Source organism: Streptomyces sp. NPDC001492, from assembly GCF_053597275.1.
Window position 1 is genome coordinate 100,260 of the sequence record NZ_JBSFHW010000012.1, and the last position, 12,346, is coordinate 112,605.

Genomic DNA, 12,346 nt, shown 5'->3' on the forward strand with positions numbered 1-12,346 from the left:
GGTAGGAACCGCCCGATGGATCTGCACACCCTAGTCCTGCTCACCACCGGCATCACCCTGCTGACCTGCGTCCTTGCGGTCATCGGCCTGCACTCCTACGCCACCGGCAAGGCCCAGCGCCAGGCACTCGTCGACCGCCTCTCGGCCACCGGCCAGATACCGGCGGGCGGCCGCCGCCGGCGCTTCCGCAACCTGGACCGCCGCCTGCGCCGTACCCAGCTGGGCAAGAAGCTGGAACTGCGGCTGGCGGCAACGGGCCTGGACATCACTCCGGGCGAGTTCTTCGTCTACATGCTGGCGACGGTGGCGGGCCTGTGGCTCGTCGGCCAGGCGTCCCTGGCGCCCTTCTTCGGCCCGCTGGCCGGTCTGCTGGGCATCTGGGTGGCGCTGCAGTTCCTGAACTGGCAGCGGCAGAAGCGGATCGAGAAGTTCATCAACCAACTGCCGGAGCTGGCACGGATCATGGCCAACGCCACCCAGGCCGGCCTGGCCCTGCGCACCGCGATCGGCATGGCGGCGGAGGAACTGGAGGCGCCGGCCGGGGAGGAACTCGCCAAGGTCGCCAACCAGTTGGCGCTGGGCGCGTCCATGGACGACGCGCTGGGCGAACTGGCCGAGCGGCTGCCGTCACGCGAACTGGTCGTCCTGGTGACGACGCTGGTGCTGTCGAACCGGGCGGGCGGGCAGGTGGTCACGGCACTGCGCAACCTCACCGACACGCTGGAGGAGCGCAAGGAGACGCGGCGCGAGGTCCGCACCCAGCTCTCCCAGGTCAACATGACGTCGTACGCCGTGCCGGCACTGGGCGTGGGTTCGCTGTTCCTGATGAACGGCGTCAAGGACGGCGCCCTGGACCGTATGACCGGCTCCTCGCTCGGCCAGGGCGCGGTGATCATCGCCTTCGCGCTCTACGCGGTCGGCTTCATCCTCATCCGCCGACTGTCCCGCATCGACGTCTGAGACGCCCGAGCGTTCCGAGAACTCTGGAGGGAGGACGGCCATGGGGGCCATGGGACTTCTGCTGGCACTGGTGATGGGCCTCAGCGTCTGGGGCATCTTCGCCGGCATCCGCATGTACCGCGCGGACGCCAAGCTGCCCGGCGACCTGGTGCTCGCCCTGGAGGTGGGCTCGACCCGCACGGGCGCGGTCGACTCGCTCATCGACCGCCTGGGCATGCGGTACGCGCCCGCGGTCCTGCGCCTGATGGGCCCGAAGCTGGTCGCCAAGTACCGCCGGAAGATCGACCTCGCGGGCAACCCCGGCGGCCTGACCATCGACCGCTACGCGGCCCGCCGGGCGGTCTACGGCTTCCTGGGCGGCGTCGGCTTCCTGGTGTTCCTGCTCAGGGGCCAGTTCGTCATCGCCGTGCTCCTGCTCGCCTTCGGCGCTTTCTGGACGGAGGTCGGCATCTGGTCGGCGATCCGCATCCGCAAGGACGTCATCGAGCGCACCCTGCCGGACTTCCTCGACGTGCTCGCGGTCGTGGTGAGCGCCGGCCTCGGCTTCCGCCAGGCCCTGGACCGGGTGGCCTCGAAGTACGAGGGTCCCTGGGCGGACGAACTGCGCATCACGCTCCGCCAGATGGACCTCGGCATGAGCCGCCGCCAGGCCTTCGCGGAGCTGCGCCGGCGCAACGACTCCGAACAGGTCGCGATGTTCGTGACGGCGCTGCAGCAGGGCGAGGAACTAGGCGCCCCCATCGTCGACACCCTCGTCGCCCTGGCGAAGGACATGCGTCGCACGGACGCGCAGAACGCCCGCCGCAAGGCGGCCCGCGCGGTCCCCAAGGCCACCATGATGATCACCACCTTCATGGTCCCGGCCACGATGCTCCTCCTCGGCGCCGGCCTGATCCTCGGCTCCGGCACCGACTTCGGCTCACTCACGGGCAAGTAGGGACGGGGCGACACGGACGATGGCGACGACAGAGGAACGAGCGGGCCGCCAGGAACGCACACGGCTGCTACGACGACGCCCGAAGCCCCCGGAGATCACGACCCCACCGGCGGCCACGGTCCTTGCGCCCCACGCCAACCTGCCTGCCCTGCCCGCGCAACCGCACACCCGGAGACCCGAAGCCGCCGATGGCGGTCGACCCCCCAAGGGGCCCGTCGCTCTCGACGACGAAAGCAGTACGGGTGGTGCGGGTGGCCCCAGCCTGGACGAAGGCCTGGTGCCCACCCAAGCACCCGCACCGGAACCCGCACCCGGCGACATCGCCATCCCCCTCCAGGTCAACGCCCTCCAGGCCATGTGCCGCCAGGTGTTCGGCTTCCGCCTCGCCATGATCGCGCTGGCGGCCCCCGCCGCCCTCCTCCACGCGGCGCCGGGTCTGGCCACCCGCCTGGTGGGAGCGGCGGTCGTGGTCACCTTCATGGGCTCCTACGTCCTCTTCAGGGACTGGGAGCGCTTCGGCCCCCTGCTCCTGAGGCACCCCACGCTCCTCGCCGTGGACATGCTCCTCGGCTCGCTGCTCCTGATCTCCGCGGGTCCGGACACCCCCCTCGCCTACGTCAGCGTCTGCACCCCGCTCCTGGCCGGCATCGTCTACGGCTGGCGGGGAGCCGCGGTCTTCGCGTCGCTCCAGTCCCTGATCCTCTTCTTCGTGCACGCGGCGGCGCGGGACCTGCACTCCGGCCGCCCCGCGGAGACCCTGCTCCTGCCCGGCCTGTGCGTGATCGCGGGCGCGGTCGGCTCGGCCCTGCGTAACCTCATGTTCCGCTTCGGCGCCGCAACGCAGGCCCTGACCACGGTGCGGGCCCGTCTGGCGGTGACGGAGGCGGTCAGCGCCGAACGGGCCCGTCTGGCCAGGGAGATGCACGACTCCGTGGCGAAGACCCTCCATGGAGTGGCCCTGGCCGCGGACGGCCTGGCAGCCTCGGCGGGCAGCCCCCACCTGGACCCGAAGCTGGTCAAGGAACAGGCCGAACTGGTCGCCCGCTCGGCCCGCCGAGCCGCCGCCGAGTCCCGCGAGCTGCTGGCGGACCTGCGCCGTGAATCCGACCCGGACCACGCGACCGACGTCCTGGTCGAACTGGCCGCCCGCACCCGCGACTTCACCACCCGCACGGGCGTCCCCGCGGCCTACCGCTCCACCGGCGACGAGGCCGCCCCGCCCATGCCACCGGCGGTGGCCCGCCAACTCCTCACCATCGCCTCGGAGGCCATGGAGAACGCCCACCGCCACGCGGCCCCGACCCGGGTGGACGTACACGCGGGTGTCCACGGCGGCCTCCTCCGCATCAGCGTCCACGACGACGGCCCCGGCCTGCCCTCCGGCACCACCCTCGAACAACTGCGCAGAGCGGGCCACTTCGGCCTGGTCGGCATGATCGAACGCGCGGAATCGGTGGGCGCCCGCATCCGCATCGGCCGCGGCGCCCACGCCAAGGGCACCGAGGTCTGCCTGGAACTGCCCCTGGCGGCCGTGACGACATGAACGTCCCCCACGACACGAGAGGAGGCTGCCCGATGCCGGATCCCACGACTCCCCCCACCGGTCCCCAGCAGCCGCCACCGCAGAACCCGTTCGAGGCCGTCCCCTCGCCCGCCCCGCTGAAGATCGTGGTGGCGGACGACAACCCGGTCGTCCGGGCGGGCCTCACCGCCCTTCTCTCCGGCCGTGCGGACATCACCGTGGTGGCGGAAGCGGCGGACGGCCGCCAGGCGTACGAGGCGGCACTCCAGCACCAGCCGGACGTCATCCTCCTGGACGTCCGTATGCCCGGCGTGGACGGCATCTCGGCGCTCCCGTACCTCGTACCGATCGCCCCGGTCGTGATGCTCACGTACAGCAGGGAATCGGAGATCGTCCAGGAGGCCCTGCGCAGAGGCGCAGGCGGCTACCTGGTCCACGGCGAGTTCACCGCGGACCAACTGGTCGCGGCGGTATGGGACATCAAGGAGGGCAGGGCCCACTTCACTCCGACGGCGGCCGGGGCGCTGCTGGCGCAACTGCGTCAGAGCCAGGGAGGCCCTCCGCTCCCAGAGGGCCTGGGTAGTGCAACTGCATACGGAAATGAGCACCGCGCACATTCGCGCGTGTCCACTCAACACCCCGCCTCACCAGCTGCTTTCAAAGCACCGCCGACCCCGACCTCCACTATTTCTTCAAAAAACCTTTCGCAGGTGCAACCGAGTGTGGGACAGTCATCGTCTGGTTGGTCGGGTAACCGTCCCGTGGCTGCTCCCGACAGGGCAAGGTTCCAACTGAGCACGAGGGAGGCGGAGATCATGGACCTCATCGCGTCCGGAATGAACAACCAGCAGATCGCCGCCACCTGCTTCATCAGCGAGAAGACGGTCAAGAACCACATCAACCGCATCTTCGCGAAACTCCACAGCACCAGCCGCGGGGAAGCAGCCGCCAAATGGCTCGGCACGGCGCCCGGTTCGGGCCGAGGGGTGGGGTGAGCCGAGATGAGGGCAGGGGGGAACGGGCGGTACCGAACTCGCGGGCGGGCCTCGCTCTGGGCCCTTGATTGGGCCCTGGGACCCTTCGGTGGGAGGGGTGTTGCACCGTACGGTTCTCGTGCCGACAGCGGCACGGAGATCCGACCCGGAGGGGAACACCATGAGCAACTGGATCAACACCACCGTCACGTACCTCCAGTCACGCGCCGCCCGCAACGACAAGGGGCAGACGGCGGTGGAGTATCTGGGGATCATCGCGGTGGTTGTGGCGATCGTGTTGGCCATTACGGGGACGGACATCGGGCAGACGATCTTCGATGCCATCACCGCCAAGATTGCCGAAGTCACCGGCGGTTGATGCGGTCGCGCACGTTCAACGACGCAGGGCAGGCCTTCCCCATCTACATCACGGTGGTGGCGGGTCTGCTCTTTCTCGCGTTCGCGTATCTTGCGGTCGGCCAAGCCGCGGCGACCCGGAACAGCGCCCAGACAGCAGCCGACGCGGCGGCTCTCGCGGCGGCGCAGGACACCCGGGACAAGCTGGCACGACAGTGGAAGGACGTCCTGCTCGATCCCACGAAATGGCAGGACATCCTCGACGGTCATGCGGCTGTGCTCGACGGTTGCCCTCGTGCGCACCAGCTCGCGGCACAGAACGGCGCGCGCGTCATCGAGCCATGCGAAGGGCATCTCTGGGACCTGAGCTACACGGTCAAGGTAGAGACGAACAAGACCGTCGGAGACTCGATCGTCCCTGGTACGGAGACCCAGCACGCTACGGCGACCGCCAAGGCCGTGATCGAGCCGCTCTGCCCGTTCGAGCTTTCTGGTGAGACTGCCAGGGGCGACGCCTTGCCAGGCCTCACCTGCAAGGACAGGGATTGGGAACTGGACCCGAACGACCCCGCTGGTCTACCGCAGCCCAAGGACCTCTTCGACGTCCATCTGGCCGACTGACAAGCGAACGACGAGTGGAGAAGGAAACAGAGGCATGAGCATTCGGTTCACAACGAAGGCCCGCAGGGGGATGGTCGCGTTGACCGTTGCGGTCGGTCTGGCCGTCGGTGTGGCCGGCTGCGGTGGTGGCGGGGACGACGGCAAGAAGCCGGAGACGTCGGCGTCCGCCTCCAAGGGCAGTGGATCCGAGCCGAGTGCTCAGGAAGGGCAGTCGGACACTCCTCTGGCCGAGCTGAAAGGCTCGGACGGGCTGCTTCTGCAGATCACTTCCGCTCAGCGCGATTCGGGCGGCTTCGTCACCGTGAACGCCACTCTGAAGAACGACGGTGCAAAGAGCGTGGTGATTCCCTCTGCGCTGAGCGGCAATGAAACGGAGATCACCAGGAACGGCAGGTCGCTCGGCGGTGCCACGCTCGTCGACTCGAAGGGCAAGAAGCGGTATTACGTGCTGCGGGACACGGACGGCCGCCCGCTGACGACGACGGGCTTCTCGCTGATCAAGGCCGGCGAAAGCCTGGCAGTGTTCATGCAGTTTCCCTCCCCGCCAACCAGTACCACCGAAGTGACCTTCCAACTGCCGACGTTCTCCAGCGGCACGATCACGATCTCCGGATGAGGCACGCGATGACCGACACCTCACCGCGAACAGGGGCGCCCCGGCTCGCCTTGGTCATCACCGCCGCCTCCTTGCTGGTCGCCACCAACCTCTTCGGCGCCGTAACGGCCCACGCCGACGACACCCCGAGCGTCCCGCCCGGCACCGAACCATCAGCCTCCGCCCCGGTCAAAGTCGACCCCAACGACCCCGACCTCAAGCTCCCCGAGGGCGCCACCCTCGCCGCCCCCAAAGTCCTGGACATCAAGTCCGTCGTAGAGGACCAGGGCGGCGAGGAACGCCGCGAGGACACCAATACCGACGTGACGTTCGCCCTCCAGGCCGAGGTCCTGTTCAGCAAGGACAGCGCGAAACTGAGCGACGCGTCGAAGTCCCGTATCGCGGCGATCGCCGACGAGATCAAGAAGCAGAACGCGACGAAGGTGCGCGTCTTCGGCTTCACGGACGACCTGGGCTCGGCGGCCCACGGCGACGTCCTCTCCCGGCAGCGCGCCAACGCCGTACAGGACGTCCTGGACCAGGAACTGCACGACCCGAACATCACCTTCGAGGTACGCGGCTACGGGGAGCAGTACCCGATCGCGGACAACTCGACGGAGGCGGGCCGGAGGAAGAACCGGCGGGTGGAGGTCACGTTCCCGCGCGGTGGCGCATGACCTGGGGCCGGTCGCTCACAACGCATGTAGGGCCTCAAGATTCTTGGCAGAATCTCACGGCCGTTGGCAGAAGGATGGCAGAAATGCCACGGCCGTGACCGCTTCCCCGACGACAGGCTGGCCATCGCCGACCTGCTGGAGCGATGGAACCTCGGGCTGGGCCAGACGATCGCGGAACGGCGCATGGTTCTGCGGCTGTCGCGCGAGCAGGCCGCCATCGAGGTCCCGGAAACCGAGGACGACGTCATCTCGCTTCCGTCCCTACGCAAAGCTCTCGGCGAGAGCGGGAAGCCCCCGAGAAGGCCGCGGAAGAACCGCAGGCGGAGTATGCCGCGGAGATGGGGGACGACGACGAGGCGGACCTGGAAGACCTGGCTGAGGACGAGGACTTCGACGAGGACTTCTACGCGGACGCGCTGGAGGACGTGTGAGCACGGCGGTCGCCCCGCTCGGTCTGCGCAATCTCACGCTGTTCAGGAAGGAGGACACCCTCATCAACCAGGTCAGCCGGCTGGCCCGCGACCTCGGCGGCCCGCTCCACGAACGAGCCGAACGGGGCCGCCCCATGAAACTGACCGCCCTCGGCAGGCGTGTCGTCAAGGCCACGAAGGCCTGGCTGGACCTGTGTGACGAGGCCTCGGAATAGGGTGGTCAGCTCCGCGACGATGCTGCAGGATCAGTGCCGTGGATATCGTCATCCAGTGGGTGCGCACATCTTGGACGAAACGATCTCGCGGTGGGCTTGAAGCATCCCGTCGGAACGCGGCGCCGACGGCCTTTCCTCTGCCGCTGCAGGCGCCCCCCTACGTCCACGAGGTCCTCATGCACGAAGCGGACGGTTTCCGACCCCGGTTCGTCACCCGGGAGGGTCTGCCCGACTCTGCCGCGGACATTGGTGTGGTTCTGTGCGAGGGGGACGGCAAGCTGCGGGTTCAGCCGGGCGTGACGCCATTCGGCATGCCACGCCGGTGGCGGCGACCACCAGCTGTCCGGCTCGCACACGGTGAATGGCTCCGCTGGCAGGTCAACTACCGCTTCGCGGGCACCCACGGCGGCGAATGGACCTACCGGCTCGACACCCTCAACATCGCATACGGCGCGGCATCCGCCGAGCTGTTCCTGGGCACCCCCACGCGCGCCGTCAATGAGCTCGCCGCGCTCCGGTGACCCCCGGCGCCATGGACGGGTGACGACATGGATGCGCTGCTACTGGGACGAGGAGGACATCTGGTTCCATCTAGAGGTCGACGCCGATGGCTGGGTGACTCGTCAGATCGAAGCGGACGAGGGCTGAGACAGCCCCGCCGGTCAGAGCGTTGCCCTCTGCCACGGATCGCGAGATCCGACAGCGCAACCGCAGACCGTGCCCGCCACGTCGTCTGATCATGACGACTTCCCGGACCCTGCTGCGCACCGCGACCCTCGACGACCTGGACCGGATCACCGACCTGCACACTCAGGCACGCACCGCGTACTACCGGGCGGGCGGGTTCTCGGAGCCGGATCTTGCCTCCCCTGGGGCACGTTCCCGTCGCCGGGACATGTGGACGCACGCCATCGAGGACGACACCAGGACGGTGCTGTGCGCCGTGCGCGGTGGTGAGACCGTAGGCGTCCTGGCGATGGGCCCGCCCCTGGATCCTGACGTGGACGCCGCAGCTGCCGGCCAGCTCTACCAGATCCATGTCCGCCCCGGGAGTTGGGGACAGGGGATCGGCACGCTGCTGCATGCGGCATTCGTGCGGCAGCTTCGTGATGCGTCCCTCCCGACCGGCGTGCTGGAGGCGTGGGAGCGCAACAGCCGGGCCCAGGCCTTCTACGCCCGGCACGGATGGAAGCCCGACGGGCACCGTCGGCCCGGTCCGGCTGACGCGAACTATGTGCGTATGCGCCTTGAGCTGAGTCCCTCGGTCTGAGGGCGTGAGCAACTCAGCCGCAGCCTCCGGCGCTGGGGCAGTGGCGCTCTCACCACGGCACCTCCCCCGCGTCCTCGAAGAACCCGCCCGTCGGGCCGTCGTCCGGCAGGGTCGCCAGGTGGAGGGCGATGGCCGCGCCCTGTTCCGGGGTGCGTACGCCGCGGAAGCCGTTGAGGTCGGTCGCGCAGTAGCCGGGGCAGGCGGCGTTGATCAGGATGTTCGTGTCGTGCAGCTCCCTGGCGTACTGGACGGTGACGGCGTTGAGGAATGTCTTCGAGGGTGCGTAGGCAACCGCGATCGGGCCCGTTTCGGTGCCGGGAGTGGTCTGCCGGGTGAGGGAGCCGACGCTGCTGGACATGTTCACGATCCGCGGCGAGGCCGACCGGCGCAGCAGCGGCAGCATCGCGTTGGTGACGCGGATGACGCCGATCACGTTGGTCTCCACGGCGGCCCGCACCGTGTCGGGGTCGACCGTGGTGGGTGTCTGCGGCATGCCGCCGGTGATCCCGGCGTTGTTGACGAGTACGTCGAGGCGTCCGGCGCGGTCCTCCAGCAGCCCGGCGGCCGCGGTGACGCTCGCGTCGTCGGTCACGTCGAGCGGTACGCCGAAGGCGTCCACACCGGCCGCATGCAGCTTGGCCACGGCGGCCTCGCACCGCTCCTCGTTCCGGGCGGCGACCCCGACCCTCCAGCCGAGGGCACCCAGCCCGGCCGCGATCTCGTAGCCGATTCCCTTGTTCGCGCCGGTCACCAGCGCGATCGTCTGTTCGCTCATACGGTCGATCCTGTCCCGGCCCGGCGGGAGCAGGCCAACACCAATCGGGTGGGCACCGATACCGCACGGGTATCGGTCCCGGTCCCGGCCGGTACGCTGGCGGCGTGGAGACGCGTGAACTGCGGTACTTCGTCGCCGTCGCCGAGGAGCTGCACTTCGGGAGGGCCGCACAGCGGCTGGGGATCGCACAGCCCCCGCTGTCGCGGACGATCAGCCAACTCGAACGGCGCCTCGGGGCGGTCCTGCTGGAACGCACCAGCCGCACGGTCACCCTGACCGAGGCCGGGTCGGTGCTCCTGCGGGAGGCCCGCGCGGCACTGGACGCGGTCGAGGCCGCCGAGCGTCGCACCCGTCGCGCCGCCCTCGCCGCGGGCGGCCAGGCCGGCGTGGTCCTCGCCTCGAAGGCCGGCGCCTCCAGCGAACTGCTGGCGAAACTGCTCGACGCCTACGCCGCAGAGCCGGATGCGGCTCCCGTCGAGGTGGTCCTGTGCGGAATCGGCGAGCAGGAACGACTGCTGCGCGACGGCCGCGCGGACGTGGCCCTGCTGCATCTTCCGTTCGACGCGACGGCAGGGCTCGACACCGAGGAGCTCCGCACGGAACGGCAGGTCGCGATCCTGCCGGCCGGACACCCCCTCACCGCCCGGCCCCATGTGCAGATGGCCGACGTCGCCCAGTTGCCCGATCTGCCGCTGCCGCGCTGGCCCGGCCGGGACGGCAAGTACCCCGACGGCCCCGGTCCGCAGGCCCGGGACCACGGGCAGCTGCTCCAGCTGATCGCGCTCGGCCGCGCTTGCTGGATCGCACCGGAGTCGAGCCGGGCCCAGCTGCGCGACGACCTCGCCGCCGTGCCGGTTCTGGACGCGCCGACGGTCACCACGGTCATCGCCTGGCCACCGCACAGCCGCTCCCGGGCCGTCGCGGCCCTCGTCCGTAGCGCGACACGCCTCTAGCAGAGACGGGAGGTTCCTCGGGGTCTTCGCGTTCTGACCCGGAGCCCTGGCGGCGGCTCTCCTACGACCCGGCCCGGGCCTCGGGAACCACCTCCACCCGCACCCCCACCCTCAGCCCCCACCTCGCCATCGCCCCGGCCTCCGACTCCAGCACATGCCGCGCACCGGCCCGGAGCAGTCCCAACCGCCAGGGCTTCATGGTGACCACGGCGATGACCATCAGATCGCGGTCGAGGTAGGCGACGTCGATGGGCATCCGCATCCGGAACGTGTGCACGCTGTTGGCGGGGGAGAGCAGCATCGCCCCGTCGACCGAGTCCCGCCCCAGCAACCCTTTCGTACGGGCCCGGTAGGAGGTGGCGATCTCCAGCGGAACGGCGACATCGCCCGCCCCGCCATCGCCCGTACGAACGATCAACTTCCCGTGCCCGTCCGCCCATTGCCGCCCCATCCCGAGGCCACCTCCCGCCGCCGTCACCGTGTCCTGCCCGAACCGAACGTATCCGCTGCGCTCCGGCACGGGAGTGGGCCCCCCATGGGCCCGGGGACCCATGCCGCCCGGCCCGCGCCCGGCATAGGGTCCCGCCGTGCGCACACTCCTCACCCTCGTGGCGGCCCTGTGGGGCGCGGGAACGGGCCTGCTCCTGCCTCGCGCCGCCCACCGCCTCTCGGTCGACCCGGGCCGGCCGTGGAGCGACCGCTGCCCCGCAGGCCACCGGATCACGGGCGCCTTCGACGGCTGGCTGGGCAGAGCGGACTGCCGACGAACCGAAGGGGCAGAGGGAGCAGGGCGGTGCGGTCCGTACGGCCCGCGCACGGTGGCCGTCTCCACGGCAACCGCCCTCGCCTGTACGGCTCTTGCCGCCGCGGCCGGCCTCCACCCCGAGACGGCGGTGTGGGTGCTCCTCAGCCCCGTGGCGGTCCTGCTGACCCTCGTCGACCACCGGGTCCACCGCCTCCCCGACGTCCTGACGCTGCCGCTGGCCGCCGCGACCGCCGCTCTCCTGGGGGTCGCCGCCGCCCTCCCCGCCGCCACCGGATCCTGGCCCACGGCCCTCCTCGGCGGCCTGACCCTGGGCGCCGCCTATCTCGTCCTCTTCCTCGTCCACCCGTCCGGCATGGGCTTCGGCGACGTGAAACTCGCCCTCGCCCTGGGCACGGCCCTCGGCTGGTACGGCTGGCAGATCCTGCTGACGGGGGCTTTCGCGGGTCTTCTCTACGGCTCGGTGTACGGCCTCGGGATGGTCGTCGCGCGCCGCGCCGGCCGCAAGGCGGCCATTCCGTTCGGCCCGTTCATGATCGGCGGGGCGTTCACGGGGCTGCTGCTGGGCGCATGCGCGGCCGCCTGACGGCGCGCTACACCGCGCCGGTGGACGATCCGCGCGTACGGTGAGAACCACGACCGGCGCGGGACGGACCAGGAACAGACCAGGCGAGGTGGCCGATGGCGAAGATCGTGTGGACGATGGGCATCTCCCTCGACGGCTATACCGAGGGCCCCGACCACGACATCTCCTGGCACCGCGTCGACGACGAGCTCCACCAGCACATGAACGACACCATCCGACAACTCGGCGGCCTGCTCAGCGGTCGCCGCACCTACGAAATCATGGCCTCCTACTGGCCCACCGCGGACGCGGACCCCGGCATCTCCGCCGTCACCGCCGAGTTCGCCGGGATCTGGCGGGACATCCCGAAGGCCGTGTACTCCCGGACGATCGAGGATGCCGGGTGGAACACCACCGTCTTCCGGGAGGTCGTCCCCGAGGAGGTCAGGGCGCTCAAGGAGCAGGCGGACGCGGATCTCTGGCTCGGCGGGGCGGAGATCGCCGAGGAGTTCCTGCGCCTCGGACTCATCGACGCGTACCGGGTGTACGTCCATCCCGCCCTGGTGGGGCACGGCACACGGCTCTTCCCGGAGGCCGACATCGCGGCGTCGCTCCGGCTCACCGACAGCCATGTCTTCGGCAACGGCGTCGTACTCCTGCACTACGAGCCGGACACCGACGGCGGCGGTGAATAAAGCAGTTGTCCGGTTCGTTTCCGCCCGGATAGGAAG

At 70.0% G+C, this 12,346-nt stretch carries 16 protein-coding genes; 14 read left to right on the forward strand and 2 right to left on the reverse strand.

Going from position 1 to position 12,346, the window contains the following annotated elements:
• Nucleotides 1-15 precede the first annotated feature (15 nt).
• The 11 genes from ACWC1K_RS17645 to ACWC1K_RS17695 all read left to right on the forward strand — a co-directional run bounded on the left by ACWC1K_RS17645 (nucleotide 16) and on the right by ACWC1K_RS17695 (nucleotide 8,559).
• Complete coding sequence (locus ACWC1K_RS17645) at nucleotides 16-960, forward strand: type II secretion system F family protein (RefSeq protein WP_450832298.1); 945 nt, start codon at nucleotides 16-18, stop codon at nucleotides 958-960.
• Nucleotides 961-1,009: 49 nt separating this feature from the next.
• Nucleotides 1,010-1,897, forward strand: coding sequence for a DUF5936 domain-containing protein (locus ACWC1K_RS17650; protein WP_450832452.1), 888 nt, complete (start codon nucleotides 1,010-1,012; stop codon nucleotides 1,895-1,897).
• 19 nt (nucleotides 1,898-1,916) lie between these two features.
• Entirely contained in the window at nucleotides 1,917-3,440 is a 1,524-nt protein-coding gene (locus ACWC1K_RS17655; protein WP_450832299.1) for a sensor histidine kinase, read from the forward strand.
• Nucleotides 3,441-3,472: 32 nt separating this feature from the next.
• Nucleotides 3,473-4,414 carry a response regulator gene (locus ACWC1K_RS17660; RefSeq protein WP_450832300.1) on the forward strand — a complete coding sequence of 314 codons (942 nt, stop codon included), beginning with the start codon at nucleotides 3,473-3,475 and terminating at the stop codon, nucleotides 4,412-4,414.
• Between the two features lie 160 nt (nucleotides 4,415-4,574).
• Nucleotides 4,575-4,772 (forward strand): hypothetical protein, encoded by a 198-nt coding sequence (locus tag ACWC1K_RS17665; protein ID WP_450832301.1) that lies wholly within the window; start codon nucleotides 4,575-4,577, stop codon nucleotides 4,770-4,772.
• Nucleotides 4,772-5,371: a pilus assembly protein TadG-related protein gene (locus ACWC1K_RS17670; RefSeq protein ID WP_450832303.1), complete on the forward strand. Its 600-nt coding sequence runs from the start codon at nucleotides 4,772-4,774 to the stop codon at nucleotides 5,369-5,371. The genes ACWC1K_RS17665 and ACWC1K_RS17670 overlap by 1 nt, the downstream gene beginning before the upstream one ends.
• Nucleotides 5,372-5,405: 34 nt before the next feature.
• A complete protein-coding gene (locus tag ACWC1K_RS17675; protein ID WP_450832305.1) occupies nucleotides 5,406-5,987 on the forward strand; it encodes a hypothetical protein in 582 nt (193 codons plus the stop codon).
• Between the two features lie 8 nt (nucleotides 5,988-5,995).
• Entirely contained in the window at nucleotides 5,996-6,643 is a 648-nt protein-coding gene (locus ACWC1K_RS17680; RefSeq protein WP_450832306.1) for an OmpA family protein, read from the forward strand.
• A gap of 427 nt (nucleotides 6,644-7,070) precedes the next feature.
• A complete protein-coding gene (locus ACWC1K_RS17685; RefSeq protein ID WP_450832308.1) occupies nucleotides 7,071-7,289 on the forward strand; it encodes a hypothetical protein in 219 nt (72 codons plus the stop codon).
• 38 nt (nucleotides 7,290-7,327) lie between these two features.
• Nucleotides 7,328-7,810, forward strand: a complete 483-nt coding sequence (locus ACWC1K_RS17690; protein WP_450832309.1) for a hypothetical protein — start codon at nucleotides 7,328-7,330, stop codon at nucleotides 7,808-7,810.
• Between the two features lie 218 nt (nucleotides 7,811-8,028).
• The gene (locus ACWC1K_RS17695) at nucleotides 8,029-8,559 is read left to right on the forward strand and encodes an N-acetyltransferase family protein (RefSeq protein ID WP_450832311.1); all 531 of its coding nucleotides are present in this window, start codon (nucleotides 8,029-8,031) and stop codon (nucleotides 8,557-8,559) included.
• Between the two features lie 49 nt (nucleotides 8,560-8,608).
• Here ACWC1K_RS17695 and ACWC1K_RS17700 read toward each other — a convergent pair whose 3' ends face one another.
• Nucleotides 8,609-9,334: an SDR family oxidoreductase gene (locus tag ACWC1K_RS17700; RefSeq protein ID WP_450832312.1), complete on the reverse strand. Its 726-nt coding sequence runs from the start codon at nucleotides 9,332-9,334 to the stop codon at nucleotides 8,609-8,611.
• 104 nt (nucleotides 9,335-9,438) lie between these two features.
• Here ACWC1K_RS17700 and ACWC1K_RS17705 point away from each other — a divergent pair, with 104 nt between their 5' ends.
• Nucleotides 9,439-10,287, forward strand: a complete 849-nt coding sequence (locus ACWC1K_RS17705) for a LysR family transcriptional regulator (protein WP_450832313.1) — start codon at nucleotides 9,439-9,441, stop codon at nucleotides 10,285-10,287.
• 61 nt (nucleotides 10,288-10,348) lie between these two features.
• On the opposite strand, the gene ACWC1K_RS17710 is transcribed toward ACWC1K_RS17705, so the two are convergent.
• The gene (locus tag ACWC1K_RS17710; protein WP_450832314.1) at nucleotides 10,349-10,738 is read right to left on the reverse strand and encodes a DUF192 domain-containing protein; all 390 of its coding nucleotides are present in this window, start codon (nucleotides 10,736-10,738) and stop codon (nucleotides 10,349-10,351) included.
• Nucleotides 10,739-10,874: 136 nt separating this feature from the next.
• Between ACWC1K_RS17710 and ACWC1K_RS17715 the strand changes: the two genes are divergently transcribed.
• Nucleotides 10,875-11,636 carry a prepilin peptidase gene (locus ACWC1K_RS17715; RefSeq protein ID WP_450832315.1) on the forward strand — a complete coding sequence of 254 codons (762 nt, stop codon included), beginning with the start codon at nucleotides 10,875-10,877 and terminating at the stop codon, nucleotides 11,634-11,636.
• A gap of 95 nt (nucleotides 11,637-11,731) precedes the next feature.
• A complete protein-coding gene (locus tag ACWC1K_RS17720; RefSeq protein WP_450832317.1) occupies nucleotides 11,732-12,310 on the forward strand; it encodes a dihydrofolate reductase family protein in 579 nt (192 codons plus the stop codon).
• Nucleotides 12,311-12,346 lie beyond the last annotated feature (36 nt).

Bases quoted from the DNA above. Each gene is read 5' to 3' on its own strand.
- ACWC1K_RS17680 (WP_450832306.1), top strand. From the start codon at position 5,996: ATGACCGACACCTCACCGCGAACAGGGGCGCCCCGGCTCGCCTTGGTC.
- ACWC1K_RS17655 (WP_450832299.1), top strand. From the start codon at position 1,917: ATGGCGACGACAGAGGAACGAGCGGGCCGCCAGGAACGCACACGGCTG.
- ACWC1K_RS17710 (WP_450832314.1), bottom strand. From the start codon at position 10,738: ATGGGGCGGCAATGGGCGGACGGGCACGGGAAGTTGATCGTTCGTACG.
- ACWC1K_RS17670 (WP_450832303.1), top strand. From the start codon at position 4,772: ATGCGGTCGCGCACGTTCAACGACGCAGGGCAGGCCTTCCCCATCTAC.
- ACWC1K_RS17720 (WP_450832317.1), top strand. From the start codon at position 11,732: ATGGCGAAGATCGTGTGGACGATGGGCATCTCCCTCGACGGCTATACC.
- ACWC1K_RS17665 (WP_450832301.1), top strand. From the start codon at position 4,575: ATGAGCAACTGGATCAACACCACCGTCACGTACCTCCAGTCACGCGCC.
- ACWC1K_RS17645 (WP_450832298.1), top strand. From the start codon at position 16: ATGGATCTGCACACCCTAGTCCTGCTCACCACCGGCATCACCCTGCTG.
- ACWC1K_RS17675 (WP_450832305.1), top strand. From the start codon at position 5,406: ATGAGCATTCGGTTCACAACGAAGGCCCGCAGGGGGATGGTCGCGTTG.
- ACWC1K_RS17660 (WP_450832300.1), top strand. From the start codon at position 3,473: ATGCCGGATCCCACGACTCCCCCCACCGGTCCCCAGCAGCCGCCACCG.
- ACWC1K_RS17700 (WP_450832312.1), bottom strand. From the start codon at position 9,334: ATGAGCGAACAGACGATCGCGCTGGTGACCGGCGCGAACAAGGGAATC.
- ACWC1K_RS17695 (WP_450832311.1), top strand. From the start codon at position 8,029: ATGACGACTTCCCGGACCCTGCTGCGCACCGCGACCCTCGACGACCTG.
- ACWC1K_RS17650 (WP_450832452.1), top strand. From the start codon at position 1,010: ATGGGACTTCTGCTGGCACTGGTGATGGGCCTCAGCGTCTGGGGCATC.